The organism is Gluconobacter kanchanaburiensis NBRC 103587 (assembly GCF_007988905.1).
In the GTDB taxonomy this organism is placed as follows: Bacteria; Pseudomonadota; Alphaproteobacteria; order Acetobacterales; family Acetobacteraceae; genus Gluconobacter; species Gluconobacter kanchanaburiensis.
In genome coordinates, this window is record NZ_BJVA01000023.1 from 1 (window position 1) to 26,289 (window position 26,289).

Below are 26,289 nucleotides of genomic sequence, written 5' to 3' on the forward strand. Positions count from 1 at the left end.
GGTAAATCCGGCCACAGGATACATATGTGAGCATGACAAAACCCGCCTTGAAATATTTTGTTATAATTCTTGCTGCTGCGGAAATTCTCTCTGCCCAGAAACTGAAAACGCCCCGCAAAAATAATATTCGTAACGAAAGCGGAAATACTTCCTTCGGTTTCCTGTTGAATTTTACTGGATACTTCCGACTATCCTGAATGCGGCACAGGGAAGCAGTGAGGACGGACGTGTGGATCACCGGAATAACGGCAGCGCCTGCGAGGTCATGACTTCGAGAGAAGCGGCGCAATACCTGCGAATATCATACGATGCCTTTCGCACAATGCGATCCCGCGGTCAGGGGCCGACCGTCTTTATTGCGATCGGTCGACGGCTTCGCTTTCGCAAGCGGGATCTGGACGCTTTTCTGGCATCGCACGTGCAGCGCAATACCCCTGTACCGGACATGAATAACTCTGCTGCAGCTGACCTGCATGGTCTTGCGGTCAGGCGTAAAAGAGGTCGCCCGCGAGCGACAGGCCAGATCGTGGTCATGCCGGCGTCTGTTTATGTAAATGCCGGTATTCTGCTCGTTTTGGCTATTGCCGGGCGCATGATCAGTCTTTTGTTTCCCTGAAAAGCCAGTGCTGAACTCGGAAAGAGTGAACTTCAGTCATGAGCGTCTGCAAAACTATGAGCCATGTAAACAGTAACCCTTTGGACGTCCTCCCGCACTGGCACATAAAGACGCCTCACATCCTGCAGGAAGCTGTCTCAGAAATCGGAAATTTTGAACCGACTCAACGCATCATCGCTGAAACGCTGTTGCCTCGATTTCCGCGCTGGACAGAGACATGTAGCGCATTCAGCGAGCAGGTTAACCGCGTTCCGCTTCCTGTTGCAGTTCATCAGAACTACCTGTGTGCGAATACACGGCAAGCGCGCAATATCCTGATCTGCCTTCTCAACCCGGGCTGGGAGACGCGCCTTGACTTGCTCCCGATCTCTGTCCGCCCCTGGATCATAAGAGATCGCGTGACCGGAAAGGTTTTTGCAGTCCTATGGCTTGAGGATCCCGTCATTTTAGGAAAAAGGGCCAGAAAGGCACCGCAGCGTTACGCTGACCTCGCGAAAAGCCTGATAGGAAAATTTTTAGGAGCAACACCTCAGCCACCTGAAACACTCGTCCCAGCGCCCTGGGGGACACATGTTGAGACAACTTCCGGAACCGCACCGGTCGATCTGCATTTTCTCAATTGTGCATTACTGAAGCTTCTTGCAAAGCAGCCCATCCTTAATGAACGTCTCGACGAGGGTTTGTCGATTCCCAAGCGAAACAGGCTGCTTTTTGACATCGTGCGTTTCCGGCTTCGGAAAGCCACACCTCTAGAAACCATTTTACGCTTTGCCTGTCAGACAAACAGACGTTTCACGCCTCCGCTGAAGCGCCTGAATGTCAGGGAGATGTGCGAGCGTATTCATCCTATCGGGTAATCCAGGCCGAGAAGGATGTTCGCGATAGTATCCCGGGTCGGGAGCGACAGGCGGCAGCAGGACGAGAAAGTGCACGACGCAGATCCGAACGTTTTCTTAAACTGCTCGTCGACACCGTCCGCGTGTGGCCAGCAGGGAAGAAGATCACACAGACGGCGCTGGCCGAAAAAGCCGGGATCAGCGAGCGCACAGTCCGGAAATACTGGCGATCAATACCATATCGTACGGCGGACTCAACCGGCAAGACGCTTTCTCCGTCTGGTAGTAATCCTGAAAAAGATAAGAATCTTTATAATGCGCCTCTTACTGCTCACATCATTCGCCGCGAGGCAGAGGTGAGAGATTGCCTGTATTATAAATCACACTTCGCCAGGCAAAACCGGCGGGGTGCTGAACCGGAACTTCCGCGAACGCCGCTCTCAAGCTGGAGCAACGCTAAAGTCGCCTGAGCGTATCGCGTATCCGAACGGGCTTATGAAGATGCCTTACGGCGCGCGGAAGCCAGAACCCGTGCTCGCAACCGTAAAGTGCTGAAGCACGAGTTAGGAATTGCAGGCGTCCAGGGAAATAACGCCAGATTAGAGGATGCAATTACCTTGACCCGAACAAAATTCGAGGATCTACGCCAGATCCGACAGACTTTGATTTCTCAATCAGCTTTTTTCAAATACCTCGATTATATTGAATTTCGGTCAATTTATGCACTTCGGCAGGCATACCGACGCGGGGCCATTGCGAGGGCGATGTGCGAAAGCCGAATGGCCACAGCGACGTTCAGGACTGAATGCCATTCCTGAATGTCGAAAAGGGTATTTATTCACTTTTGGGCAGACTGGTTTGCAAGCCGGAGAATTCGAACAAGGTTGAAACTCTCCGAACAGTCGCTGACAAACAGTATCGTCGAGCAGGCTGCGGAAGGCCTGACCTGACAGGTGTCATAACAGCATCATCACCTCGAAACCGGACCTCTCATCAAGGCTTCTCTCAACCCTCGACGTTCAGGGTCTGATCGGGCAGATTGTAACGACCTGTTCTGTCAGCCTGAAAGCCTGTTTCCATGCCCCGTGGTCGCCCCCGCAAGAACCCGGACGCCGCTCCTGCCCCCAAGAAGACGACGCGGACAAAAGCGAAGACAACAGCCGCCAACCTTGGCTTCGAACAGCAGATGTTTCTGGCAGCTGACAAGCTGCGCAAGAACCTCGAACCGTCCGACTACAAGCATGTCACGCTCGGGCTGATCTTTCTACGCTACATCTCCACAGCGTTTGAGGCTCATCACGCCATTCTGCTGCATGATGACCCGGCCGCTGCCGAGGACCCGGATGAATATCTGGCCGAGAATATCTTCTGGGTGCCAGAAACTGCCCGCTGGTCGCACCTTCAGGCCAATGCCCGCTCATCCGGCATCGGCAAGATGATCGATGATGCCATGTTGGCCATCGAGCAGGCCAACCCTGAACAGCTCAAGGGCGTTCTCCCCAAGGATTACGGACGTCCCGCGCTGGACAGTGTCATGCTGGGCGAACTGATCGACCTCATCTCCGAGATCGGCATGGGCGGCAGCGAGGATCAGGCCCGTGACGTGCTGGGGCGCGTCTATGAATACTTCCTCGGCGGTTTCGCGGGCGCGGAAGGCAAGCGCGGGGGCGAGTTCTACACTCCGTCCAGTGTCGTCCGCACGCTGGTTTCCATGCTCGAACCCTATAAGGGTCGCGTCTATGACCCCTGCTGCGGGTCGGGCGGCATGTTCGTGCAGTCGGAACGCTTCGTGGAATCCCACGGCGGCAAGCTGGGCGACATCGCCATTTATGGGCAGGAGAGCAACCACACCACCTGGCGTCTAGCGAAAATGAACCTCGCCGTCCGGGGCATCGGCGCGGATATCCGCTGGAACAACGAAGGCAGCTTCCTGCGGGACGAACTCAAGGACCTGCGCTTCGATACCATTCTCGCCAACCCACCATTCAATATCTCAGACTGGTGGAATGCGTCGCTGGAGGACGACCCCCGCTGGCAGTACGGCAAACCGCCTGCGGGCAATGCCAACTATGCATGGCTCCAGCATATTCTGTGGCACCTCGCCCCGAACGGGACAGCGGGCGTCGTGCTGGCCAACGGGTCCATGTCGTCCAACCAGAACAGCGAAGGTGAGATCCGCCGCCGCATGGTCGAGGCTGACACCGTGGACTGCATGGTCGCCCTCCCCGGCCAGCTTTTCTATTCGACCCAGATCCCGGCCTGCCTCTGGTTCCTGACCCGCACCAAAAACCCGAAAGGATGGCGCGACCGTCGCGGGGAGATGCTGTTCATCGATGCCCGCAAGCTCGGCACGATGGTCGATCGCACCCGCCGCGAACTGACGGATGCGGACGTCGCCCGCATCGCCGACACCTACCATTCCTGGCGCGGCGAGAAGGACGCGGCCCCCTATGAGAACATCCCCGGCTTCTGCAAGTCCGTCACGCTCGACGAGGTAGAGCAGCACGGCTTCGTCCTGACACCCGGCCGCTATGTTGGTGCAGAAGAGGCTGAAGAAGACAGCGTGCCTTTCACCGAGCGCTTCGCGGCGCTGGAGAAAACCTTGCAGGATCAGTTCCGACAGGGCGAGGAACTGAATGCAAAAATCACTGCGTCTCTGAAATTGATCGTCCCGCAGGAGGCTTCATGACCCTCTATCTCACACCACTGGAACGGGCGCTGGATCGTCTGAAGGAAGGCTGGGCGCGGCATGTTGCCCATCCTGATGATGAGCAGCTACGCGATGGGCTGATCCAGCGTTTCGAGTTCACCTATGAACTCAGCCACAAGACCCTGAAGCGATTTCTGGAAGCCAACGCGGCCTCTCCGGAAGAATATGACCGCATGGGCTTTCCGGACCTGATCCGCTCCGCCAATGAAGCCGGCTTGCTCAAAAGCGCCTGGCCGCAATGGAGCGTGTTTCGCAAGATGCGGAACATGACCAGCCACACCTATAACGAAGCCTCCGCAAAGCAGGTCGTGGCGACGATACCTGATTTTATCGACGAGGCGGCGTTTCTGCTGGCCGTTCTGAAAGACCGGACCGCGTGACGGACCGGATCGACATTACATCCGAAGAACGGGCCATCGTGCTGCGGATCCTCAACGACATTGTGCCTGACCGCGAGATGCGGGCGTTCGGCTCGCGCGTGACAGGCAAGGCCAAGCCGTTCTCGGATCTGGATCTGGCAGTGATGGGGGATGAGCCGTTGCCGCTGGAGACGCGGGCGCAGCTGGAAGAGGCGTTTTCGGAGTCTGATCTTCCATGGAAAGTCGATGTGCTGGATTGGGCGCAAGTCGATGAAGATTTCCGGGAGCAGATTGTCGAGACCTGTGCGGTATTACGCAAAAAGAAGGATGAACTGTGACCCGCCTTGTCGACGTTGCTGACTTTGCATCTGGTGGAACTCCATCCAAAACGCGGTCAGAGTATTGGAATGGCACCATTCCTTGGCTTACCCCGAAAGATACGGCGGATTGGGAAGGGAAAACCACTGATTACGTCACGACACAGGCAATTGGAAACGGTACGCGGATCGTCCCCGCTGGTAGCGTTTTTATTGCGGTTCGGGGAATGTCTCTCCACACAGAAATTCGTGTAATTTTTTCTAATGACGCGCTTGCATTCAATCAGGATATAAAAGCCCTTCTTCCCAAGAAGGAAACTGATGGACGTTTTGTCTACTACGCACTTTCAGCTCACAAAGAAGCACTGCTCGCTTTAGTCGAATCCGCCGGTCATGGCACGGGAAGGTTACCGACCGATCAGCTTGAGGCGATCGAAATTCCCGATTTCTCTTGTGAAGAGCAGCGGCAAATTGTTGAGCTGCTTGGCGCTCTCGACGACAAGATCGACCTCAACCGCCGGACGAACGAGACGCTGGAGGCGATGGCGCGGGCGTTGTTTCGGGATTGGTTTGTCGATTTCGGCCCGATACGGGCAAAAATGGCCGGTCAAACGCCTTATCTCGCCCCCGAAATCTGGGAACTTTTCCCTGACAGGCTGGATGATGAGGGGAAGCCGGAGGGGTGGAAGATAGGAGAATTACAAGAGTTAACTACTAACATCTGCAATGGCGGAACTCCAAAAAGAACAGAATCCACTTACTGGAAAAATGGCAACGTGCCTTGGCTAACGTCTGGAGAAGTTCGAAAGCAATATGTTCTAGAAACTGAAAATTATATTACAGACGAAGGATTGCGGAATAGTTCAGCAAAGTGGATATCTTCTGGCTCTATCGTTATTGCCTTATATGGTGCAACAGCCGGAGAAGTTGGCTTAACGGCCATTAAAATGACTACAAATCAAGCTATATCCGCGCTAATGCCCAGAGACGGTTGTAAATCGTACATTTTTTACATATATTGCGTTCAAAATTCGATTTATCAAACAAGGCCACAGGGTCAGCTCAGCAGAATTTAAGCAAAAATCTAATTGAAACATTCGAAACTCTCATTCCTGACGACAAAATATTATCGAAATTTGAGAGTATAACGTCGCCAATCTTTAATAGAATTATAGAAAATTATTTTGAATCGCGCACTCTCGCCCAACTCCGCGACCTGCTCCTCCCCAAACTGATGTCCGGCGAAATCCGCATTCGTGACGCCGAAAAGATGGTGGCGGACGCGCTATGAGTTTCCTGTCCGAAAACGAGATTGAGGACTGGGCCTGCGAGATCCTGCAGGAATGCGGCTATGCGGTCACTACCGGGCCGGACATCTCCCCCGGCGGTGCCCATCCCGAACGCACCTCGTTATCGGACGTCATTCTAACCGCCCGCCTTCGGACCGCCATCGAACGCCTAAACCCGCATCTGTCACAGGCCGCACGGGATGAGGCCCTGCTAGCCCTTCGTCGAGAAGACACGCCGGATGTCGTGGACGAAAACCGTCGCCTCCATGGGTATCTGGTCGATGGCGTGCCGGTGGACGTGGTGCGCGAGGACGGTACCCAATCTGGCGACCGAGCGCGGCTGGTCGACTTCGACCATCCCGAGCGCAACGACTTTCTCGCCGTGCGTCAGTTCGTGGTGGAAAAGGACGAGGCCAACCGGCGGCCCGATCTCGCGCTGTTCGTCAACGGCCTGCCTCTGGGCGTGATTGAACTGAAAAGCCCGAGTTCCGAGACCGCCACGCTGGATTCCGCCTGGAACCAGTTCCAGACCTATCGCGCCTTCATTCCTTCCCTGTTCCGCTTCAACGAAGTGCTGGTGATTTCAGACGGCACCTAGGCCCGCGTCGGCTCGCTCACGGCAGACCGCGAGCGTTTCATGCCGTGGCGCACGGTGGATGGTGAAGAGCTGGTGGCGAAGAACCATCAGGAAATGGAAACCGTGCTGCGCGGCGTGTTCACCCCGCGTTGGCTGCTCGCTTTGGTGCGGGATTTCGTGCTGTTCACGGAGAAGGACGGTAGCCCGATCAAGATTCTGGCCGCCTATCATCAGTTCCATGCCTGCCGGAAGGCCGTGGCGCAGACCGTCCGGGCCACGGCGCAGGGCGGCGACCGCAAGGCCGGAGTCATCTGGCATACGCAGGGCTCGGGCAAGAGCCTGCTGATGACGTTCTATGCCGGGATCATCGCCCGCCATCCCGAGATGGAAAACCCGACGATCGTCGTTCTGACCGACCGCAACGATCTGGACGATCAGTTGTTCGCCACCTTCTCCGGCGCACAGGCGCTTCTGCGCCAGACACCGGAACAGGCGGACAGCCGGGACGATCTGCGCAAACTGCTCCGGCGGGCGTCCGGTGGTGTGATCTTCACCACGTTGCAGAAGTTCCAGCCCGAAGGCGACGAAGAGACCGCGCAGCTGCTGACGGACCGGCGGAACATCGTGGTCATGGCGGATGAAGCGCATCGCAGCCAGTACGGTCTGGAAGCGAAATTCAACCATGAGACAGGCAAGGTGTCCTACGGTTTTGCCAAACACATGCGGGACGCCCTACCCAATGCGTCGTTCATCGGCTTTACCGGAACGCCGATTGAAACAGCCGATGTGAACACACGCGCGATCTTCGGCGATTACATCGACATCTATGACATCGCCCAGGCGGTGGAAGATGGCGCGACGGTCCCGATCTACTATGAAAGCCGCCTGGTCCGCATTGAACTCGACGACGACGTCAAGGAAGAGCTTGACGATGAACTGGCCGGGATCGTCGAGGGACTGTCGGAAAGCGAAGAACACAGGCTTAGCCAGAAATACTCGCGGGTTGAAGCTTTGGTCGGCGCGGAGCCGCGTCTGAAGCGCGTGGCGGAAGATCTGGTCCGGCATTTCGAGAACCGGCTGGAGGCGCTGGACGGCAAGGGCATGATCGTCGGCATGAGCCGGGCCATCTGCGTAGCGCTTTATGACGAGATCATCCGTCTGCGTCCGGACTGGCACAGCGACGACGACAACGAAGGCGTCATCAAGGTCGTGATGACGGGCAGTTCGGCCGATCCCGCCGGGTTCCAGCCACATATCGGCAAGCGCCCCAAGACAAGACGCGAATTGCTGGCCAAGCGCATGAAGGACAACGCTGACCCGCTAAAGCTGGTGATCGTCCGGGACATGTGGCTGACGGGATTCGACGTGCCGTCCATGCACACGATGTATGTGGACAAGCCCATGCGTGGTCATGGTCTGATGCAGGCCATTGCCCGCGTGAACCGGGTGTTCAAAGGCAAGCCGGGTGGTCTGGTCGTAGATTATATCGGCCTCGCGCAGAACCTGAAGGCCGCGCTTGGCGAATACTCCGCCGGAGACCGGGAGCAGGTCGGCATTGATGAGGCCGAAGCCATCCGGGCTCTTCAGGAGCGCTATGAGATTGTCCGGGCAATGTTCAATCCCGAACAGGCCAGCGGGTTTGATTACCGCCCTGCCCTCGTTCCCGGCGCGTCTGCCAAGGTGAAGCTCACGATCATGGCCGGAGCGTTGGACCATGTGCTCGGCCAGCAGCAGCGGGACGCCGCGCAGGCAACAAGCGATGAGGCCCGTAAGGCGGCACAGAAACGCTTTCCTGACGCAGTGAAGGCGCTTTCAGTCGCCTTTGCGCTGGCATCAGCCAGTGATCAAGCGGCGGAATTGCGCGATGAGGTCGGGTTTTTCGAGGCCGTACGGGCGGCTCTGGTGAAACAAAGCGGCGATGATGCAGACCGAAAAAGTCCGCAAGAGCGCGACCTGGCGATTAAACAACTGGTCAGCCGGGCCGTCGTCTCCACGGATATCATTGACATCATGGAAGCCGCCGGGATTGGTCGGCCGGACATCTCCATCCTGTCCGACGGATTTCTTCAGGAAGTCCGGGAGATGCCGCAGCGCAATCTGGCGATCGAGGCGCTGCGAAAGCTGCTGGAAGGCCAGATCCGCAGTCGCAGCCGGTCCAACCTGACCGAAGCCGAGGCCTTCTCGACGCGCCTTGAGCAGGCGGTCGGCCGGTATCACACCAATGCCCTGACGTCCGCGCAGATTCTGGATGAACTCATTCGGCTGGCGCATGAAATGGCGGCGGCCCGCTCACGGGGCGAAGAACTCGGTCTGACGCCGGAGGAAGTGGCGTTCTATGACGCCCTCGCCCGGAATGACAGTGCCCGCGACGCTATGGGAGACCCGGGCCTGCGGGTCATCGCGGCGGCTCTGGTCAAGACCATTCGGGAGAATGCGACGGTAGACTGGAACGTCATGGCCCCGACACGCGCGAGAATGCGCACGGCGGTCAAACGCATACTCCGGAAGTACGGCTACCCACCAGACATGCAGGATGAAGCGGTGCAGAATATTCTCAGGCAGGCCGAGGAGTTCGCACCGCTATGGGCAGGGAGTGTTAGGTAAGCTACAGGCGTCTTATTTGGAGGGGAAAGCGGAATGTCCGCAATGGAATTGAACGAGGTGAACAGCGGACATAATGGCGGCCCTAGAAGAAAGACCAACCCCTTCCCTGATCGTATGTCATCACTTTTCCAGCGGCTGTCATCGGAAAATGCGATGTGAATAATGCCGCGTTGTGCTCGACAGCGTAATTCAAAGCCCATTTGCGCGATATGATGGCTATCTGAGGATCTGCATCAAAAACGGCACTCCACTCCGGAATACATACCTGAATGGGGTGATGCATGACATCACCCGTGAAGAGCGCACGCTCCATACCTGATTTCAGCACAAGAGACGCGTGATGGGGCGTATGCCCAGGTGTGGGGTGAAAGGAAATTCCTTCAAGAACTTCGGATCCGTCTAGGTCAATCTGATCCGCAAGATCCGCCGAGATAATCGGATCAACGCTATCAATGCGTGTCATGAAACTGGTTTTATTACGGGCACTATCATGAGCTGGATTGCTGAAAAAATCATATTCGGCTCTAGAAAAGACATATCGGGCATTCGGGAAGGTCGGAACCCAGATGCCATTTTGCAGGCGTGTGTTCCACCCGACATGATCGACATGCAGATGGGTGAGAAGAACAAAATCGATATCTTCTGGCCGGACGCCAGCGCGCATCAGATTTTCAAGCCACACGGTCTGCAAGTGATCGAAATACAGAGCAGCAGGTCGAGCCTTGCTATTCCCGGCCCCCGTATCCACAAGAATGTTCCGACCGCGATCCTTGATGAGCCAGCTATGAACGCTCAAAAGAGCTTTCGTTTCTGAAGCATCCAGCGTTTCAGACAGATCAGGATAGACCTGAAGTGCCGTTGCATCATCCCAGTCAGGAAGCAACTGTTCTGGAGTGAGTGCTGCCAGCGTCAGATCCTGTATTTTTAGTATGCGGGCATCTCCTACAGCATACCACTGAAGATCGTTCATAATCCCAAGGCTCTCTTTTCGTTTTTATTTCTTAAAAAACACAGCGCTGTCGTCATGAAGGGAAAAGAGATTTCAATTCTTGCGGGAGTTTGCCTGTTGCATGGTTTGACAGGCACCCGAATAGTGGGTCCCATTCTTCAATGCGCAGATCACAAATCAAACCTTCGGATGCAAAGGGATCACCGGCAATAATCGCGTCAATCTCTTGCCGATTGGCGCCTTTCATAATCAGAAAGCCGGAGCGCAATGAGGTCCCTTTCAACGGACCGGAGGCCAGCAGGCTGCGTTCCTGAATAAGGCGCCTGAGATACAACACGTGTGCTGCGACATGCTGTCCCCATCCCTCGCCGTCAGGGTGGTCCATGCGCACAAGATAAACAGGCATTTCGAAAGTCTCCACCAGAACTGGACTTGCCAATCACTCGAAGCTTTCAGCATATTCCTCTTTTTTGCTGAATAAATTGTCGATATTATACATCAGTCACAACTGAGGATGATGAATGCTTGACCGGTTAACCAGCATGAAGATTTTTATCAAGGTCGTGGAATTAGGGTCCTTTGCTGCGGCCTCCCAGTATCTGACTTTGTCGCCGCAGATGGTCGCCAAGCATATAGAGGCTCTGGAGCATCACCTTGGTGCTCGCCTGTTGCATCGAACGACACGTCGGCAAAGTCTGACTGAAACAGGACGCCTCTATTGCGAGCAATGTCGGCTTGTTCTGCAGGCTGCTGAACGAGCTGACGGTCTGGCAGCCAATACGCTTGGCACACCCCGCGGCACATTATCTGTCAGTGTACCCGTCACTTTCGGGCGAACAGTATTCCTGCCATTTGTTCGTAATTTTCAAAAAAGATACCCAGAAATTCAAGTCCATTTGTCACTGACAGACCAACTGGTTCACCCCACAATGGACGGTCATGAGGCTGTGATCCGAATTGGTGAACTTGAGACGGACCTTACAGTGGTCAGTCGTCCTTTGACGGCCTATCGTCGTGTCATCTGCGCAGCTCAAATCTATCTGGAAAAACACGGTTTTCCAGGGCAGCCCGAAGATCTGATGCGCCACGAGTGTCTCGTGTATGAAAATTCCGGCGGTCCTATAACGACCTGGCACTTTTCTCAAGGCAGCGTTACGCGGCCAGTCACCGTCTCCGGGCGGATAATCAGTAATGATTCAAGTGTTCTGCATTCTGCAGCACTCGCTGGCGATGGCATTCTGCTGGGTTACGAGCAGGCCCTGCTTACAGATATTAAAAGCAAACGGCTTGTCCGGCTTATGCCGAGGTGGACAGTTCCGGACAGACCCATGCACCTGCTCTATAACGCAGGTCCTGTTATGACACCAAAGCTGCGGGTCTTTGTGACCGAGCTTCAAGAGGCTTTCCAGCCTTAAGCCTCTTTTCGACGGTAGGGTGCCTGCCTCCTAAGCTCAGTTGGCGATCAGTTTCTGTTCACCATCCCTGTTCAGTCGGAAGAACAAACAATTCTGCAACATCCATACGTGCAGGTGATTTCAGAGCAAAAAGAATACTGTCTGCTATGTCCTCGCCTTCGAGAAAGGTCATGGACGCTGCAAGATCATCCATCTGTTTGCGGTAATCAGCATCTGTAATGTGGTCATAAAGCTCTGATTTTACGGCTCCCGGCTGAATGCAGGTAACGCGGATATTATGCTTTGGTCCGATCTCCATTCTGAGGCCGTCTGAAAACGCTGTTACCGCAGCCTTGGTGGCGCAATAAACGGCGAGACCCGTAAAGACTTTCCGGCCTGCAATCGAGGACATGTTGAAAATATGGCCCGAATGCTGTGCGATCATCTGCGGAAGAACGGCTGCCGTTGCATTAAGAACACCAGATATATTGACGTCCACCATCTGCTGCCATTCGTCCACTTTCAGGCTGTCAACGCTGGATAGGGGCATCAGGCCCGCATTGTTGACCAGAACGTCAATCCTTCCAAATTGGGCGATCAAGCTCTTTGCCGCTTCTTGACACGAGACAAGATCAGTAACGTCCGTCACCAGAGGAATGGCTCGACCGCCAGCCTTGGTAATTTCACTGACAAGCGTCTCCAGGCGATCATGACGACGTGCCGCCAGGCCGACTGTCATTCCTTCTGCTGCAAGTTTGCGCGCTGTTGCCGCACCAATGCCACTGGATGCTCCGGTCACCAGAGCAATTTTTCCTGCAATATTCATAATCTTCTCCACACGACGAGCCTTCAATCGGCCTTAATTGTCGAAGGAGGTGTAAATTATGCCAGAAGATATCTCGCATGGCTTCTTGCTGAAACTATTGTGATTTTGCGCTATAGATAGTCGCGCAAAGTGAAGGAGATGTCTGGAAGGATGTTGACGTCCAGATATTCACTCGCCCGGTACAAAAAGACGAAATTCTTGTACCTGCCGTCGCAGAACCCTTGCTTGTCTGGGTTATCCGCGGAGAAGCAAATATTGAAGAGCGTGAACTGACAGGGCCTTGGGAACAGAGCAAGGCAAGAGCAGGAACATTTTACCTCACGCAGACGGACACACCCTATCTGATGCGTTGGCAGGGCAAGGGAGATACTTGTTTTGAGGTGTTGCATCTCTATCTTGGACTTGAGCTTGTCGATCGAGCTGCCATGTCATTAAATCTGAATTCATCCCGTATTCGAATGCAGGATGTTTCAGGCAGGAAGGATGCTTTCATATCAGGCATTTTGAGTGGTCTGATAGCTGAAATGCAATTTTCTGTTATTGCAAATCCTTTATTTGTAAATGGCCTTCTGGAGAGTCTGACAGTTCATCTTTTAAGACAGTATGCTGATACCAGGGCTAAGATAAAGCTACGATCCACACTCTTGCCCACATGGAAACTTCGTAGAGTTCTTGATCATATGGAAGCACATCTGGCTGCACCATTTGATTTGGATAGTCTTGCTGCTTTGTGTGGCATGAGCCGTTTTCACTTCAGTCGCTCATTCCGTACAACCACGGGACAAACTCCCTCTGGTTGGTTCATGCAGCGCCGCGTCCAGAAGGCATCAGAAATGCTTCGTAAGACCAATGTTCCTATTATCGAGATTGCCTTGGAGATCGGCTACGAAAGCCCAAGCCACTTTGCTCAGGTCTTCCGCAGAGTGACGGGTGTCAGTCCTCGTGATTATAGAAAAATGTAATCAGTACATGAATAAGGTTTCAGCAAAGACCTTGGTAAAAAAGTTCACCTAAATACAGGCCAATTCCGAAGACCGCATGAGCGCTGATGCTGAGAAATAGTCCTTTTCCAGGATTGGGAGCCCTAAGCCCGAAAAACCCGCCGCCCAGAGCGGGTTTCATAAACAGGAAAGGAGCCAAAAGGGTAACAAGTCCGAAGAGTAGACCATTTAGCAATGTGGGGACTGTCTTTGCTATAACCACCACAAAACTGAGGTACAGTGCGGCATAAGCAGCACCAATTAGGTAATGAAATACCCAGCCGACAGGTGCCTCTCCTTTCAGGGAGGGTCTTTTTCCAATCACTGGGTCATAGATCCTGCCGTCGCGCCACCCTATGACCCAGCGCCCCGTGACGGGCCAGTTGGCTGCAGGAATTCCGGTCAATGGTTTCTGGGCCTGTTGCCAGATATCGGATGCAGCAGTCGCCACGACGCCGACTGTCAGAATTTCGAGCAAATTCATACAGCATGTCCTCGAAGTCAGAGTGTTCTCACATAGTTTCATGATATACTGACGAAATTGCACTCTAGCAACACATGAAGTTACATGAGACAAGATAACAGATTATCCTGTGTGCTCCACGTACTCCTGCATATGGCAGAAGCAGGTGGTCCCATGACATCAGAAGTGCTGGCTCGCGCCCTTAACACCAACCCCGTGGTTGTGCGACGTCTTATGGGCGGTCTGCGTGAGCATGGATATGTGCACTCCGAGAAAGGACATGGCGGGGGGTGGACGCTCTCATGCCAGTTGGATCAGGTGACGCTGCGGGATATTTACGAGGCTCTTGATGCTCCAAGATTATTCGCCATAGGGAACCGGAGTGAAGAGACTGAGTGCCTTGTCGAAGAAGCCGTCAACCACGCCATGAGTAGCGTCCTGACCGATGTTAAGGCCCAATTTCTGGCGCGTTTTGGCCAGATTACACTTGCAGCACTTCACGCCGACTTCCATCAGAAGCTAGCAGAGCGTTTCTCAGGTGGATTAACTTGAGAAACGCTGATGACTTGTCCTGATTGTGGTATGAAATGGCTTTGAAGACTGTCGCCATTTTAATGCCGTCTCACAGACAGCCTATCAGTTACCAGCTGTAGCCGACCGTAACCTGCCCAGTGCGACGTTCTCCATACCAGCACCATCCGGCAGATGTGCCTGATGTCATGCAGTTGGTAACGTAACGCGTACCAGCGAGATTCCGCATACTCGCCCGAATATTTAACCCGCGATAATTTCCACCAAGATGAGAAAAATCATAGCTCAGCATGGCATCTCCCAGAATGTAGGAAGGCGTGTAAACTGGGCCCGTTCCCCATTTTCCCCCATATGTCTGGTCGACGTAACGGAAGCCGCCACCAACTCCCAGTCCCTGCAATGGCCCGTGATGAAACGTATAGGCTGTAAAGAGAGAAGCATTTCCTTTCCCGGAACCAACGAGCGGTAAGTTGGTAGACGAACTGCGAATTTTCTGTCGGCTAACGGCTGCTATAATACTTAGGCCTTCTGTCAGATCTGCATGTGCTTCGAATTCGAAGCCATCAGAATGCACTTTAGCGCTTTCGGTACTGTAACCCAGATTACCGACTGCTGTGAGAACATTTGTTTGCTCAATGTGAAACCCGGTAGCCGTTAACAGTATGGGTAAACCTGGAATTTGATATTTCAGTCCTCCTTCAAGCTGCTTCCCACGCGTAGGATTGGCTTGCCGCGTTGTTTTGCCACCATCATCCGAGACAATGCCGCTTTGTGGTTGGAATGACGTTGAATAACTGACATACGGAGCTAGGCCGAATTTAAAATGGTACAAGCCTGCAGCTCTCCAGGTAATGGGTTCGGATGACTGTGGTGTCGTTTTTCCGGAAATAGTATTTATCTGGGTTGAGCGATACCAGTCGTTACGAATACTTCCTGTAAAATGAAAACCACCGTAGGAAATCTGATCCTGCGCATAAAGACCGATCTGGTGAGATTGAATGTCGTAAGCAGCACTTGCTTTAGGGCGTGTGAAGTTGATCCCATAGACTGGAGAAAGAAGATTGATGGCAGACACACTGCCATACCCCGTTACTTCAGTTGCATGACTTTGCTGGTAATCAAAACCAGTCATAAGATCATGCTCAAGTGGTCCGGTAAAAAAATGTCCTTTTATCTGGCTGTCAAAAGCATAATTTGACAACCGTTCGTTCGCAAAAATAGCGTATCGATTAACATTAGTTTGATCGGCATAAGATGTCGAATAAATGCTTTTATAATCAGCATGAATATTGTCATGCCGACCTCTGGTCGAAAAAGACCAGCTTTTATTGAATTTATGATTGAAAATATATGTCGCGGCCCAATGTCGTCGGTCGAACTGTTCGTAATTCGGGTCTCCAACATAAAAATTCTGAGGAATATAGCCATAACTCGCTCTGTAGAGCGATCCTTTAATGGGTACACCACCATAGGCGTTATTTTTGGGATCGTCCTGAAAGTTGCCAAGAAGAGTCAAAGTTGTGGGGCCGTCTCCGCCAAAGGTTATGGCAGGACTAATACTATAACGCCTGTTTTTTGTGTAAGTCAGCTGGCTATGAGACCCACTGACCGTTCCATATAAGCGATAATGCACAAAACCATTTTTATTAAGGCTTCCCCCGATATCTCCATCTACCCTGTAAAGATCATACCCTCCTCCTGTTGCTTCAAGGCTGCCGTAGCTGTCCTTCTTGGTAGGCAACTTGCTGGACATCGCCACGAGACCACCGGGGCTTGATTGGCCATAAAGAGCAGAAGCCGGCCCTTTGAGAACCTCAATGGTGTCTAATCGTGATGTGTCCACCTGCGGCACAGCATATCCCAAAGGGCTGCCCTGTTGCCGAAGGCCATCTAAAAAGTTGGGAATGGTAAAGCCTCGGAGCGAATACAGATCATAGCGTGTTGCTGATCCACCGCGTAAATCTGGTGTTACACCAGCAACATAGCGAAGCGCCTGGTTAAGCGACAGGACGCCTCGTTGATCCATATCCTGTCGCGTAATAACAGTTACCGCCCGAGGTGTATCGATTAAAGGCGTACTGGTTTTGGTTGCAGCGGATGTTACAAGGGTACGACTTCCCTTAACAACAATTTGTTCAGAAGCGATTTTCTTCGAAAACTTGTTCTTGGAGGTGTCTTTTGTGAGCTCTTCTTTTTTGGACGTATTCTGTGCAGAAGCTTCTGAAACAAGAGAGAGGCCAGCTAGAAATCCATAAATTATAACTCGTGATCTGCACATCATATCCCCCACCCCATAAATTGCCCCTCATCTTTAATGTGAATGATATTCGTTCGCAACAATGGGTGGGGGTTTTTAGCTCTTGTTGGAAAAAATATGTTTTCGGCATATACGGAGGAGTCCAATACATCCTGCCGCGTGTAGGCCTCCACCGCAGCGTCATCTGGTCGTCAAGAAATCCACAGACAGTGAATGATCTACGCTACATGACGTTGCTGGCGTTTTAGCCAGGTCATGACGTCGGTCACTTCAATGCCCTGTAAAGCGTTGAAAGTCTGTTTCTTGTCCCATGCCACGCCAGTATCGCGTGCGAACGCAAGACGATATTTCCGTATTCCGTCATCAGGGTGTGCGGCGACTTCTGCGCGTAGCCTATCCATATCCCACAGTTCCCGAATGACAGGGCGGCCAAGATAGTGCTCCATCTTTTCGGCGAGTTGAGCGTAGGAGAACGTATCCCCGGCAACGTAAACCACCTCGTTCTGGATCGGCGGTTTATGGGCGAGGATGCTCGCTGTAAGTCGTCCTATATCTTCGGAAGAGGTCACCGTCAGACGGTTATCCCAACTGCCGAGTGCGCGAACTGTGGCACCTTGAAGATCCACCAAACCGAAAGCTGGTGAAGATTCCTGTCGAAACGATTATCCATCGGGTCGCAGACTGACAGCGCAGCATGTCCCTTACGTCTGATTGCTCATCAAATACTGGCTGCCCGCTGCCACGTCCAACAACATCGTAATCGACACCAAACTGCCACGGCACATAACGGTCCACCCCAGCCTTCAGGACGGCACTGGTAATTTTACGCTGTGTACCGGGACCCCCAACAAACCCGGTACAACATATAATCGTATTGAACTTGGCGAAGAGGACGGAGAGGTCCTCCACCGTTTCCGTCGCAAGATCAGCATAAACGATCTGCAGGCCTTTTTGCTTTAATTGCCGCGCAATATCCGTTCTGGTGCTCCTGCTTGATGGTCTGAGAAGAACGCTGATCGATCGGGCGCATTCCGGTTTCTGTTCAAGCAGGCCGGTCAAGCTCTCCGGCGCCGATGACAAGGGTTTCAATGACAGGGGTCTTCATCGCTGGCATCAGGAATTCCTTCTGGTTATGAAGTTAAAATAAGACGCGATGCGGGAAAGCGAAGAAGGTACACGAGTGATACCGTTCGACAATTTGGACTTTGATGCAGTGATGGCTCAGTCACAGGCTGCCTGCGACGCTCTCAGTGACGATGATGACGGGTTGAAGCGAGAAGTGCTTGCGCATGCCGGCAACAGATGGTCACTCGGTATTGTCCATCTTCTCGGTGTCGCTGGCACACTGCGGCATGCTGAACTGGCGCGACGGCTTGACAGGGTTACACAGCGTATGCCGACGCGCTCCCTTCGTCAGTTAGGACGCGACGGTCTCATTATTCGCCATGATTATGGTGAGGTCCCGCCACGAGTGGATTATACTCTCACTCCTTTAGGAAAAGGCCTTCTCGTAGGAATGATGCCACTTTGGCGGTGGATTATTGACAACGCTCCTGCATTCAGAACGGCACGCGATCGGTTCGACAATGAAAGGAATAGCACTTTCGTTGAGCCTTGTGACGGTCTGATTTAGACGTTTGGTCCCGTGGTTTGATGGTGTGATATTTTCACGAGAGTGGACGCAAGCCTTCTGGGACAAATACGTGATGGGAGCGCCACGACCACGCACGCCGTGCGAGCAGCAATACAGCGATCGCAGGCTTGATCCCGAACTCTTCGCTCGGCGCCGCGAGCGAAACCTGTCATTTAAGGAGGTCGAAGATCTCTTCGACATGTCCTGTTTCAGGCCGGATTGGCAGCGTCATGCCATAACCCGGCCCTGAAAGTTGTGGCAAAACGTATGAAACAGCGGGGTAAAGCGCATAGATTGGTGATCGTTGCTATCGCACAGCGTCTTGTCACAATCGCTAACGCCGTCCTCAAAACAGGCAAGCCGTGGCGCATTAACACCGTCGCTAGCCGCTTCGGCAACGCCGACATCAGCTGGACTACGCCTCCAACGTGGCCATACAACCCCCACAGGCCTACTTTCGCCAGTACCAGCCGCCGCTGATGACCGTCTGGGGCCGATGCCTCGAAGCGCGACATCCCCCACGCCGAGGTGTGCTCCTACGATACCGGTCATCTGGCACTGGAGCCCTATGGCGCTGAGATTGGCGCAGTCATCCGGGCGTTTTTGGATCGAAACCTGGGCGCAACGTAAACACGCGCCACCATCACGCCAACCCCGCCTCGGCCATCCAAAGCTCGGCGTCGGCACCAGCAGCGATACGCAAGGGCGCGGCTGGGTCGGTGGCCGCGCGCCAGACGGCCTGCGCGACGTCGGTCGCGTGGGTGACCGGGCCCTGGTCCTCCAGCACGCTCTGCACGAAACCCTGGAGTTGCGGCGAGTAATCCAGGTCGTCCATGCCGCGCAGATGCGGCATGGCATTGTCGCCAAAGCGGGTCTGCGGGGCACGTCCGGGCAGCACCAGGTGTGCGCGCACGCCGAAAGGCTGCATTTCCAGTGCCAGCGAAGCGGTGAAGGCGTTTACCGCCGCCTTGCTGGCGCTGTACACCCCGATTAGAGGCAAGGTCTTGACCGTCACCGTGGAGCTGACATTGACGATCACGCCGGCGCGGCGGCGACGCATGTGCGGGGCGACGGCACGCACCATGGCCAGCGTGCCGAGCACATTGGTTTCGAACAACGCCCGGGCCGTCTCCGGCGCGGTCAGTTCCACCGGCGCCACGGCGCCGAAACCAGCATTGTTAACCAGAACGTCGATAGGCCCGGCCGCCTCGACGGCGCGCTCGACGCTGGCGGCATCGGTCACGTCTAGCGCAAGCAAGCGCAGCGAGGGCGGCAGCAGATCCTGTTGCGGCGTGCGCATGGTTGCAATCACCTCCCAGCCGGCTTCGTGGAAGCGTTTAGCGCTTTCCAGGCCGAAGCCCGACGAGCAACCGGTAATCAAGACTGTAGACATCATTTTCTCCTTTCAAAAATCAACGGCGCCATGCTAGGCCCTCAGCTCGAGACTAACTACAATCTAAAGTCGCTATTTCATTTGAATCCGTCCTGATGGCTACCATCGACCCCCTGGCCGAGATCGTCACCCTGCTGCAACCGATGGCCCGCTTCTCCAAACAGGTGGCGTGCACCGCGCCTTGGCGCATCTACCGCGATGGCACCGGCGAGCCGTTCTACTGCGCTATCCTTGAAGGCTCCTGTCGCATCGCGTTCGGCACCGGGCCAGCAGTAGTGCTGCTGACCGGGGACTTCGTACTTGCCCCTGCGATGCGCGCGCTGCGGATCGAAAGCCTTGATACGCCACCGGACCTGCCCGCCAATCAACCTGAAAAACTCGGAGAGGGGCTTTTCCATGTTGGCCGACGTGACGGACCGACCGATCTGCGCATGCGCATCGGCCATTGCCGGTTCGACACCCACGACGCTGCTCTGCTGGTCTCGCTGCTGCCTGATCAGGTCATTGTCCGCGATCAGCCCCGGCTGACCACGCTGATACAGTTGATCGACGAGGAAGCGCGGGCGCAACGGGCAGCGCACGAGCTCGTGCTGGAGCGGCTGCTGGAGGTGGTGCTGATCGAGGCCATGCGCTCGGCATCGGCCATTGCCACGGCGCCCAGCCTAGCCCGCGGCCTGGCCGACGAACGCTTGGCCGCGGCTCTGCGCGCCATGCATATGCAGCCGGAGCGGGCCTGGACCATGGCGATGCTGGCGCAGGAGGCGGCCCTGTCACGCTCTGCGTTTTTCACGCGGTTCAGCCGCAGCGTTGGCCTGCCGCCGATGGAATACCTGCTGATCTGGCGCATGGCGCTGGCTAAGCAACTGCTGCGCCAGCCGGGTCTCGGCCTCGAACAGGTGGCGCAACGCGTCGGCTACGGCTCGGCCAGTGCCTTCAGCGTGGCATTTGCACGGCGGACGGGGATGCCGCCTGCGCGCTATGCGCGCGCCCATACGATGTAAACCCCCGCATCGCGCTGGAGTGAGCCGCGTTAGGCTTGCACCGGTGGTGCGGGGCCCTCGTCGACTGGCGCAGCAAAGCACCCAACAAGTGCGGGGCTACGACTGCCCCAGTCCTCCGGCGGTACTCGCCAGAATCTCGGCCAGGGAACATGGCGTGCCTCCGGTCAAACGCACGATGTCACCGCTGACGATGTCGTAGGCGCCACGCGCCTGCCGCGTCTTCATCGATACCACGGCATCGGCAACAACCTCAGGCAGACCCGTTTTGAGCAACCCGGCTCGCAACACCTCGGCGCGCATCACGTTCAAGGAAAACGGCCGCTGGATGTGCTGCGCGACCAGCCTGCACACCGCTTTACCGCGCAGGGTTTCAGGGCCTGTCAGCTGATATATGGCGCCCTCGTGGCCCTCACTGGTCAATGCGGCGGCGGCAGCTTTGGCCACGTCGCCGCGCGAAACGAAACTGACGCGGCTGTCCTCAAGCGCCGCAAGCCCGCCTGCCGTCAAAGACATCCGCACCTCTTCGACCAGCGTCTCGGAAAAATAGCTCATACGCAGTATCGTCCATGCGGGGATCGCGCTCTTGATCAACGCCTGCTCACTGTGCCAATACGCCGCGCCAACGGCGGACTCCCCCTCACGCTGCGTCCCGGTTGCCGACAACAGGAAGACGTGACCGACTTGGGCATGTGCAGCGGCATCCACGGCCGCCAACATCTGGCGCGAACGAATCCCCGGCCGCAGATCAGCCCCTGGAATCAACAGCAGGCGATCCAAGCCCTGATAGGCCGCCACCAATGTCTCAGATTGGTCGTAGTCGCCCAAGCGACCTGCGTAGGATAGATCGGTCTTGGGGGTGCGCGAAATCGCCACCAAATTTTTGGCCGAAACCGTTTCCGCCAACGCCTGAACAACTGCGCTACCGAGCTGACCGCTGGCACCGCTCACACCTATTTTCATCATCAGATTCCATGGTTATTTATGGTTCTTTAGGATAAATTTGTTCCTATAAGCTAACAAGTACGCATGAATTCATGCGTCAAGAACACCCAGGTTCCTGTCGCCCCAAGGAGTAGCAATGGAAAATGTAGAAGCGGAATGTCGCAGCCTGGCAGAGGTGATTGCACGCATTGGCGACAAGTGGACGGTTATGGTCTGTGGCCATCTCTCAGAAGGCACCCATCGTTTCAATGCGTTGAAGCACCGCATCCCCGGCATCTCGCACCGGATGCTGACCATCACCCTGCGCGGGCTCGAACGCGATGGACTGGTGGCTCGCAAAGCCTATGCCACCGTGCCGCCGAAGGTTGAGTACTGTCTGACCCCATTGGGGCAAAGCCTGACAGGACCTCTGGCAACCCTGGCAAGTTGGGCACGTGAGAACCGGCCCGCACTTGAACAGGCCCGCACCGCATTTGATCGTCGTGCCGCGCAGGGCTGAACTGGCGTTGAGGTGTGATGAAGCGCGCCGTCAATCAGCGGCGCATGCGGGGCATCATTCCATCAAATTGAACCACTTCACCATGCGCTCACTCAGGTGTTTGTCCAGAAATGTCGGTTCATTTTGCTACAGTATAATTACCAATATGCGCAGCATCGTGAGGCACATGAGCGGAAATTACTGGCAGACAGGAACAACGGTGACGGTATACGCGAGTATGTCGGACTTGCCACGCGCACATGTCCGGTTTTGGAAATCTTTATGGCGCCTTGTATGTCGAGGATGAACGCGTGTGCTGCCTGTCTGGTCTCACCACTCAACAGACAAGCAGTTTAGGGGGTAGTCAGCCTGCGATCAGTTAATAGAGTTGGGATTGCGAATATATCATCACTACTGATCAACTGCCTACGCGCTTCCCTCGATAAGTGAACGTAGGCCGACCGTAGCAACCGCTGCGACCTGCTCCAGACATACACAGCTGACACCATCTCGCGCAGCAGCCGACATGCCGGCCATTGTCACCGTCACGACGTCGGTTGCGATGAATGCTACCGCTGGTGCCCCGCGGGCGATGAAGGCTTGCAGCTTTTCACGACGGATCTGAGCAACGCGCATAGCGATGCGCCTTCCTTCGCCGCTACGATCGGCCCGCAACGCTTCAAGGACCAGGCACCCTGCTTGATCACTGCAGGTCGTGTATGTGCGTGCGGCTTCGCCCAGCAGCTCGGCAATACTGTCGACAATCGGACAGTCATCACGAAAGAAGGCCTCCAGCGGCAGAACTTCGGCCACATACGCTTCTGCAATTCGCTCGAAATAGGCGGCCTTGCTCCCAAACGCAGCATAGAAGCTGGCCGGCCGGATACCGAGTGCCTCGGTAATGGCGGCAATACCAAGCGCTTCATAACCGTGCGTATGAAATAATGCGCGCCCGGTGATGAGAGCGGCATTTGGATCGAACCGGCGGGGGCGGCCACGCGCTCCTTTTGATAATAAATGATCGGTCACTCAAAAAGCCTTGACGTTAGTGCTGGATAAATTATGTAGCGATCAATCAATAAATTCAAGGAGCTCCTAATGTTGGCTTCGGCAACACGCAAAATTCTGGTCATCGGCGGCAGTCGTGGAATTGGGGCGGCGATCGTCGCGCGCTTTGCTGCAGAAGGCGACGACGTGTCATTCACCTGGGCTGGATCGCAGACAGCTGCGGAGGCAGTCGCGGCTCGTACTGGCGCACACGCGATCCGCAGCGACGCTTCAGACCGCGATGCGACGATTGCCCTTCTGCGCGAGATAGGGCCGCTTGATGTTTTGGTCTATAATTCCGCCCTTCTGTTGCCAGGCGACCCGCTAACGCTGGAGCTGGATGCAGTAGACCATCTGATCGACGTCAATATTCGCGGCCCTTATTTCGCATCCGTCGAAGCTGCGCGTCAGATGAGTGAGGGCGGCCGGATTATCCTGATTGGTTCTGTGCATGGAGACAGAATGCCGTTCGAAGGTCTTACGGCTTATGGAATGAGTAAATCGGCATTGCAGGGCCTTGCGCGTGGTCTGGCACGAGATTTTGGCGCGCGTGATATCACGGTTAACGTGGTGCAACCGGGTCCGACGAACACCGACATGAATCCTCATGACGGTCCCCTCATGCAGGCGATGCATGACGAGATGGCGCTCAAACGGCACGGTACAGCAGAAGATGTGGCACATTTGGTGGCCTATCTCGCAGGTCCGCATGCAAGTGGGATCACAGGTGCCATGCATACGATTGATGGTGGGTTCGGCGTATGAGTGAGCCGGTCCTGTATGTGATCTATCGCGGCACGCCAGCCGATCGTTTCGACCGGGCGTACTATGTGGAACACCACCTACCGCTAGTGAGAAACGCCTTTGCTGCCTATGGGCTTGTGTCGCTCGCTGCGTTCTTTCCGGCGCAAGGCACCTCTGAAACTATCGCGATCTGCGAATGCCGCTTTACCGATTCAGCCAGTATCGAGGTCGCATTTAGTAGTCCGGAAGTTTCAATCGTCATGGCGGATGTGCCTCGCTTTACCGATCTTGAACCACTGCGCCTGCGCGTATTGCCTCTCTGAGGTTCTGATATGAATTTTCATCACTCATGGTCGAATGCACCGCTACGCAGTATTCGCCGAGGCCATTTCTGGATACCAGGCGAGCGCGTGATCCAATCTGGCCGCACCTATCAGCGTGCACCGATGTATGTGGAGTGGGAGGCACCCGAACAGGTTTCACGTCCTTACCCGATCGTTTTGATGCATGGGGGCGGGTTTCAGGGGACGGAATGGTTCGATACGCCCGATGGCCGAGCGGGATGGGCGCAGCGTCTGGTTGAAGCAGGTTATGCAGTGCTAGTGATCGACCGGCCGGGGCACGGGCGTTCGCCTCTGCATACGGACATCACCGGGGCAATGGGACCGCCGTTTTCCTATGAAGGCGGCCGTCAGATCTATTTCCCTGGTACCGATCCGCGCCATACACAATGGCCGTTTGCTGCGGATAACGAGTCGGCAATGGACGATTTTATCGCGGGTTATGGGCCATTGCCCGCTGATTTGTGCGTCTCCCAGACGATGGATGCCGACCGGACCGCAGCCCTTTTGGATAAAATTGGCCCTGCGATCCTGCTGACGCATTCTGCCTCCGGCCCGGATGGCTGGCTGGTCGCTGATCGGAGACCTGATCTCGTGCGGGGTATCGTTGCGATCGAGCCAATGGGGCCGCCTTTTGCGACCATTCCCAACATCGGACCGATGACGTGGGGCGCTGCTGCCGCGCCACTGGCGTTCGAACCGCCTGTGAGCGATGCAACGGTCCTGCAAGCTGCAGAGCCAGGTACGTATCGCCTGCCGTCTCTGGTCGGATTGCCGATCCTGATCGTGACCGCCGAGGCTAGCGACTTTGCCGCCGCAAGCCTGCCCACTGCTGCATTTTTGAATAATGCGGGGGCCTCAGCCGAGTTGATGCACCTGCCGGATTATGGCGTGCACGGCAACGGACATGGCTTGATTTACGAGAAAAACTCTGACGAAGCACTGGCTCCAGTACTGGCATGGCTTGCGTCGAACACAGAGGCGTTAGCATGAAGATAGCCTTTATCGGCCTCGGTGCGATGGGTCGTGCCATGGCCACCAATCTGGTCCGCAACGGCCATGACGTTTCCGCTTGGACGCGCTCGGCCCGCACGCTTGCAGGTGTGACCACGCTGGAAATACCGGATAAGGCCTTCGAGGGCGATGTCGTACTGACAATATTGTCGGATGATACGGCTGTTCGCTCCGTAATCGTCGATCCAGATTTGCTGTCACGCGCAAAATCAGGTGTGATCCATGTGATGATGTCCACGATTTCGGTCGCGTTTTCGCGCGAGCTAACGGCGCTGCACAACCAAGCCGGGGTGGCATTTGTGGCAAGCCCTGTTCTTGGCAGGCCGGATGTTGCGGCAGACGGCGCGTTGCAGATCCTGACGGGTGGCGATCCAACACATTTGGCCAGCCTCGTGCCTGTATTCGAGGTTTTGAGCAAACGTATTTGGCCGATGGGGGACAAACCTTGGGGAGCTCATGCGGCCAAGATTGCGTGTAATATGATGATTACCATGGCGATTGAGGCGATGGCGGAGGCAGTTGTTCTGACAGAGGCTAATGGTGTCGCACGCGAGGTATTTTTTGATCTGATCCTAAATACGCTGTTCGGCAGTCGATCTTATCAGGTCTACTCGAAGAATATCACGAACCGGGTTTACGAACCCGGCTTCCGTGCGGCTCTCGGCCTCAAGGATCTGAGGCTTGCGACAGAAGCGGGGGCTGCGACCGGTCGTGAACTGCCAATGCTGGCTGCGATCTTCGGACAGATGGGAGAAGCCATTGATGCTGGGCATGGAGAAAAGGACTGGTCGATCGTCGCGGCACAGACATTGGGTGAGGCAGATAAGAATTCCTGAGAGATTATTGGATACATAGTCAGGCGTATGAGAGGTAGTTAGACGGCATACAGAAAGCATGTCTGCTTTTGGAAATTTTCTACGGCGCTTTGTATGTCCGAGATGAGGCGTAAGCGGGAGGTCTGCTTAGCCCGTCGTAAGCAGACAGGTGG

The 26,289-nt window shown here is 55.1% G+C and carries 26 protein-coding genes and 2 pseudogenes; 18 read left to right on the top strand and 10 right to left on the bottom strand.

Annotated elements, in window-relative coordinates; genetic code table 11:
* The first annotated feature begins 32 nt into the window (after nt 1-32).
* The 8 genes and pseudogenes from GKA01_RS13675 to GKA01_RS14095 all read left to right on the top strand — a co-directional run bounded on the left by GKA01_RS13675 (nt 33) and on the right by GKA01_RS14095 (nt 9,308).
* Nucleotides 33-197, top strand: a complete 165-nt coding sequence (locus GKA01_RS13675; protein ID WP_167506379.1) for a hypothetical protein — start codon at nt 33-35, stop codon at nt 195-197.
* A 221-nt stretch (nt 198-418) separates the two neighbouring features.
* Nucleotides 419-616 carry a hypothetical protein gene (locus GKA01_RS13885; protein ID WP_244289215.1) on the top strand — a complete coding sequence of 66 codons (198 nt, stop codon included), beginning with the start codon at nt 419-421 and terminating at the stop codon, nt 614-616.
* Nucleotides 617-654: 38 nt separating this feature from the next.
* Nucleotides 655-1,473, top strand: a complete 819-nt coding sequence (locus GKA01_RS12680) for a hypothetical protein (RefSeq protein ID WP_167506380.1) — start codon at nt 655-657, stop codon at nt 1,471-1,473.
* Between the two features lie 1,057 nt (nt 1,474-2,530).
* A complete protein-coding gene (locus tag GKA01_RS12685) occupies nt 2,531-4,141 on the top strand; it encodes a class I SAM-dependent DNA methyltransferase (RefSeq protein ID WP_146863791.1) in 1,611 nt (536 codons plus the stop codon).
* Nucleotides 4,138-4,542 carry a nucleotidyltransferase substrate binding protein gene (locus tag GKA01_RS12690; protein WP_146863794.1) on the top strand — a complete coding sequence of 135 codons (405 nt, stop codon included), beginning with the start codon at nt 4,138-4,140 and terminating at the stop codon, nt 4,540-4,542. Before GKA01_RS12685 ends, GKA01_RS12690 begins: the two co-directional genes overlap by 4 nt.
* Nucleotides 4,539-4,859, top strand: a complete 321-nt coding sequence (locus GKA01_RS12695) for a nucleotidyltransferase family protein (protein WP_146863797.1) — start codon at nt 4,539-4,541, stop codon at nt 4,857-4,859. The genes GKA01_RS12690 and GKA01_RS12695 overlap by 4 nt, the downstream gene beginning before the upstream one ends.
* On the top strand, nt 4,856-5,914 hold the full coding sequence (locus tag GKA01_RS12700; RefSeq protein WP_146863800.1) for a restriction endonuclease subunit S: 1,059 nt from the start codon (nt 4,856-4,858) through the stop codon (nt 5,912-5,914). The genes GKA01_RS12695 and GKA01_RS12700 overlap by 4 nt, the downstream gene beginning before the upstream one ends.
* Nucleotides 5,915-6,125: 211 nt before the next feature.
* Nucleotides 6,126-9,308: pseudogene (locus GKA01_RS14095) on the top strand (type I restriction endonuclease subunit R).
* An 82-nt stretch (nt 9,309-9,390) separates the two neighbouring features.
* Here the strand turns inward: GKA01_RS14095 and GKA01_RS12725 are convergent.
* Complete coding sequence (locus GKA01_RS12725) at nt 9,391-10,278, bottom strand: MBL fold metallo-hydrolase (RefSeq protein ID WP_146863813.1); 888 nt, start codon at nt 10,276-10,278, stop codon at nt 9,391-9,393.
* Between the two features lie 52 nt (nt 10,279-10,330).
* Entirely contained in the window at nt 10,331-10,663 is a 333-nt protein-coding gene (locus GKA01_RS12730; protein WP_194265895.1) for a YciI family protein, read from the bottom strand.
* 115 nt (nt 10,664-10,778) lie between these two features.
* On the opposite strand from GKA01_RS12730, the gene GKA01_RS12735 reads away from it, so the two are divergent.
* Nucleotides 10,779-11,672, top strand: coding sequence for a LysR family transcriptional regulator (locus GKA01_RS12735; RefSeq protein ID WP_146863819.1), 894 nt, complete (start codon nt 10,779-10,781; stop codon nt 11,670-11,672).
* 58 nt (nt 11,673-11,730) lie between these two features.
* Here GKA01_RS12735 and GKA01_RS12740 read toward each other — a convergent pair whose 3' ends face one another.
* Complete coding sequence (locus GKA01_RS12740; RefSeq protein ID WP_041240784.1) at nt 11,731-12,477, bottom strand: SDR family oxidoreductase; 747 nt, start codon at nt 12,475-12,477, stop codon at nt 11,731-11,733.
* 119 nt (nt 12,478-12,596) lie between these two features.
* On the opposite strand from GKA01_RS12740, the pseudogene GKA01_RS12745 reads away from it, so the two are divergent.
* Nucleotides 12,597-13,439: pseudogene (locus GKA01_RS12745) on the top strand (helix-turn-helix domain-containing protein); the annotation flags it as partial.
* Between the two features lie 19 nt (nt 13,440-13,458).
* Here the strand turns inward: GKA01_RS12745 and GKA01_RS12750 are convergent.
* Nucleotides 13,459-13,941, bottom strand: a complete 483-nt coding sequence (locus tag GKA01_RS12750; protein ID WP_146863821.1) for a DUF2938 family protein — start codon at nt 13,939-13,941, stop codon at nt 13,459-13,461.
* Nucleotides 13,942-14,025: 84 nt separating this feature from the next.
* Here GKA01_RS12750 and GKA01_RS12755 point away from each other — a divergent pair, with 84 nt between their 5' ends.
* Complete coding sequence (locus tag GKA01_RS12755; RefSeq protein ID WP_146863824.1) at nt 14,026-14,472, top strand: Rrf2 family transcriptional regulator; 447 nt, start codon at nt 14,026-14,028, stop codon at nt 14,470-14,472.
* Between the two features lie 88 nt (nt 14,473-14,560).
* Here the strand turns inward: GKA01_RS12755 and GKA01_RS12760 are convergent, their stop codons facing one another.
* The 3 genes from GKA01_RS12760 to GKA01_RS13895 all read right to left on the bottom strand — a co-directional run bounded on the left by GKA01_RS12760 (nt 14,561) and on the right by GKA01_RS13895 (nt 17,767).
* A complete protein-coding gene (locus GKA01_RS12760; protein ID WP_146863846.1) occupies nt 14,561-16,729 on the bottom strand; it encodes a TonB-dependent siderophore receptor in 2,169 nt (722 codons plus the stop codon).
* 197 nt (nt 16,730-16,926) lie between these two features.
* Nucleotides 16,927-17,277: a Rossmann-fold NAD(P)-binding domain-containing protein gene (locus GKA01_RS13890; RefSeq protein ID WP_228120069.1), complete on the bottom strand. Its 351-nt coding sequence runs from the start codon at nt 17,275-17,277 to the stop codon at nt 16,927-16,929.
* Between the two features lie 10 nt (nt 17,278-17,287).
* Complete coding sequence (locus tag GKA01_RS13895) at nt 17,288-17,767, bottom strand: NmrA family NAD(P)-binding protein (RefSeq protein WP_228120070.1); 480 nt, start codon at nt 17,765-17,767, stop codon at nt 17,288-17,290.
* A 157-nt stretch (nt 17,768-17,924) separates the two neighbouring features.
* Here GKA01_RS13895 and GKA01_RS12770 point away from each other — a divergent pair, with 157 nt between their 5' ends.
* Entirely contained in the window at nt 17,925-18,341 is a 417-nt protein-coding gene (locus GKA01_RS12770; RefSeq protein WP_228120074.1) for a winged helix-turn-helix transcriptional regulator, read from the top strand.
* A 643-nt stretch (nt 18,342-18,984) separates the two neighbouring features.
* On the opposite strand, the gene GKA01_RS12790 is transcribed toward GKA01_RS12770, so the two are convergent.
* On the bottom strand, nt 18,985-19,737 hold the full coding sequence (locus tag GKA01_RS12790) for an SDR family oxidoreductase (protein WP_228120071.1): 753 nt from the start codon (nt 19,735-19,737) through the stop codon (nt 18,985-18,987).
* A gap of 92 nt (nt 19,738-19,829) precedes the next feature.
* On the opposite strand from GKA01_RS12790, the gene GKA01_RS12795 reads away from it, so the two are divergent.
* Nucleotides 19,830-20,735, top strand: a complete 906-nt coding sequence (locus GKA01_RS12795; protein ID WP_062015085.1) for an AraC family transcriptional regulator — start codon at nt 19,830-19,832, stop codon at nt 20,733-20,735.
* 96 nt (nt 20,736-20,831) lie between these two features.
* On the opposite strand, the gene GKA01_RS12800 is transcribed toward GKA01_RS12795, so the two are convergent.
* On the bottom strand, nt 20,832-21,698 hold the full coding sequence (locus GKA01_RS12800) for an NAD(P)H-binding protein (RefSeq protein WP_146863828.1): 867 nt from the start codon (nt 21,696-21,698) through the stop codon (nt 20,832-20,834).
* Between the two features lie 115 nt (nt 21,699-21,813).
* Between GKA01_RS12800 and GKA01_RS12805 the strand changes: the two genes are divergently transcribed.
* Complete coding sequence (locus GKA01_RS12805) at nt 21,814-22,176, top strand: winged helix-turn-helix transcriptional regulator (RefSeq protein WP_141354501.1); 363 nt, start codon at nt 21,814-21,816, stop codon at nt 22,174-22,176.
* A gap of 405 nt (nt 22,177-22,581) precedes the next feature.
* On the opposite strand, the gene GKA01_RS12810 is transcribed toward GKA01_RS12805, so the two are convergent.
* Complete coding sequence (locus GKA01_RS12810) at nt 22,582-23,184, bottom strand: TetR/AcrR family transcriptional regulator (protein ID WP_146863830.1); 603 nt, start codon at nt 23,182-23,184, stop codon at nt 22,582-22,584.
* A gap of 69 nt (nt 23,185-23,253) precedes the next feature.
* Here GKA01_RS12810 and bdcA point away from each other — a divergent pair, with 69 nt between their 5' ends.
* The 4 genes from bdcA to GKA01_RS12830 are packed head-to-tail and all read left to right on the top strand — an operon-like array spanning nt 23,254 to nt 26,137.
* The gene (gene bdcA, locus GKA01_RS12815) at nt 23,254-23,967 is read left to right on the top strand and encodes an SDR family oxidoreductase (protein WP_146863833.1); all 714 of its coding nucleotides are present in this window, start codon (nt 23,254-23,256) and stop codon (nt 23,965-23,967) included.
* A complete protein-coding gene (locus GKA01_RS12820) occupies nt 23,964-24,269 on the top strand; it encodes an EthD family reductase (RefSeq protein WP_146863836.1) in 306 nt (101 codons plus the stop codon). The genes bdcA and GKA01_RS12820 overlap by 4 nt, the downstream gene beginning before the upstream one ends.
* Before the next feature lie 9 nt (nt 24,270-24,278).
* Nucleotides 24,279-25,280: an alpha/beta hydrolase gene (locus GKA01_RS12825; protein ID WP_146863839.1), complete on the top strand. Its 1,002-nt coding sequence runs from the start codon at nt 24,279-24,281 to the stop codon at nt 25,278-25,280.
* A complete protein-coding gene (locus GKA01_RS12830; RefSeq protein WP_146863843.1) occupies nt 25,277-26,137 on the top strand; it encodes an NAD(P)-dependent oxidoreductase in 861 nt (286 codons plus the stop codon). Before GKA01_RS12825 ends, GKA01_RS12830 begins: the two co-directional genes overlap by 4 nt.
* Nucleotides 26,138-26,289: the final 152 nt, after the last annotated feature.

Coding starts and splice junctions, on each gene's coding strand:
- GKA01_RS13675 (WP_167506379.1), top strand. CDS start 33: ATGACAAAACCCGCCTTGAAATATTTTGTTATAATTCTTGCTGCTGCG.
- GKA01_RS12680 (WP_167506380.1), top strand. CDS start 655: ATGAGCGTCTGCAAAACTATGAGCCATGTAAACAGTAACCCTTTGGAC.
- GKA01_RS12685 (WP_146863791.1), top strand. CDS start 2,531: ATGCCCCGTGGTCGCCCCCGCAAGAACCCGGACGCCGCTCCTGCCCCC.
- GKA01_RS12690 (WP_146863794.1), top strand. CDS start 4,138: ATGACCCTCTATCTCACACCACTGGAACGGGCGCTGGATCGTCTGAAG.
- GKA01_RS12725 (WP_146863813.1), bottom strand. CDS start 10,278: ATGAACGATCTTCAGTGGTATGCTGTAGGAGATGCCCGCATACTAAAA.
- GKA01_RS12730 (WP_194265895.1), bottom strand. CDS start 10,663: ATGCCTGTTTATCTTGTGCGCATGGACCACCCTGACGGCGAGGGATGG.
- GKA01_RS12735 (WP_146863819.1), top strand. CDS start 10,779: ATGCTTGACCGGTTAACCAGCATGAAGATTTTTATCAAGGTCGTGGAA.
- GKA01_RS12740 (WP_041240784.1), bottom strand. CDS start 12,477: ATGAATATTGCAGGAAAAATTGCTCTGGTGACCGGAGCATCCAGTGGC.
- GKA01_RS12750 (WP_146863821.1), bottom strand. CDS start 13,941: ATGAATTTGCTCGAAATTCTGACAGTCGGCGTCGTGGCGACTGCTGCA.
- GKA01_RS12755 (WP_146863824.1), top strand. CDS start 14,026: ATGAGACAAGATAACAGATTATCCTGTGTGCTCCACGTACTCCTGCAT.
- GKA01_RS12760 (WP_146863846.1), bottom strand. CDS start 16,729: ATGTGCAGATCACGAGTTATAATTTATGGATTTCTAGCTGGCCTCTCT.
- GKA01_RS12770 (WP_228120074.1), top strand. CDS start 17,925: ATGGCTCAGTCACAGGCTGCCTGCGACGCTCTCAGTGACGATGATGAC.
- GKA01_RS12790 (WP_228120071.1), bottom strand. CDS start 19,737: ATGATGTCTACAGTCTTGATTACCGGTTGCTCGTCGGGCTTCGGCCTG.
- GKA01_RS12795 (WP_062015085.1), top strand. CDS start 19,830: ATGGCTACCATCGACCCCCTGGCCGAGATCGTCACCCTGCTGCAACCG.
- GKA01_RS12800 (WP_146863828.1), bottom strand. CDS start 21,698: ATGATGAAAATAGGTGTGAGCGGTGCCAGCGGTCAGCTCGGTAGCGCA.
- GKA01_RS12805 (WP_141354501.1), top strand. CDS start 21,814: ATGGAAAATGTAGAAGCGGAATGTCGCAGCCTGGCAGAGGTGATTGCA.
- bdcA (WP_146863833.1), top strand. CDS start 23,254: ATGTTGGCTTCGGCAACACGCAAAATTCTGGTCATCGGCGGCAGTCGT.
- GKA01_RS12820 (WP_146863836.1), top strand. CDS start 23,964: ATGAGTGAGCCGGTCCTGTATGTGATCTATCGCGGCACGCCAGCCGAT.
- GKA01_RS12825 (WP_146863839.1), top strand. CDS start 24,279: ATGAATTTTCATCACTCATGGTCGAATGCACCGCTACGCAGTATTCGC.
- GKA01_RS12830 (WP_146863843.1), top strand. CDS start 25,277: ATGAAGATAGCCTTTATCGGCCTCGGTGCGATGGGTCGTGCCATGGCC.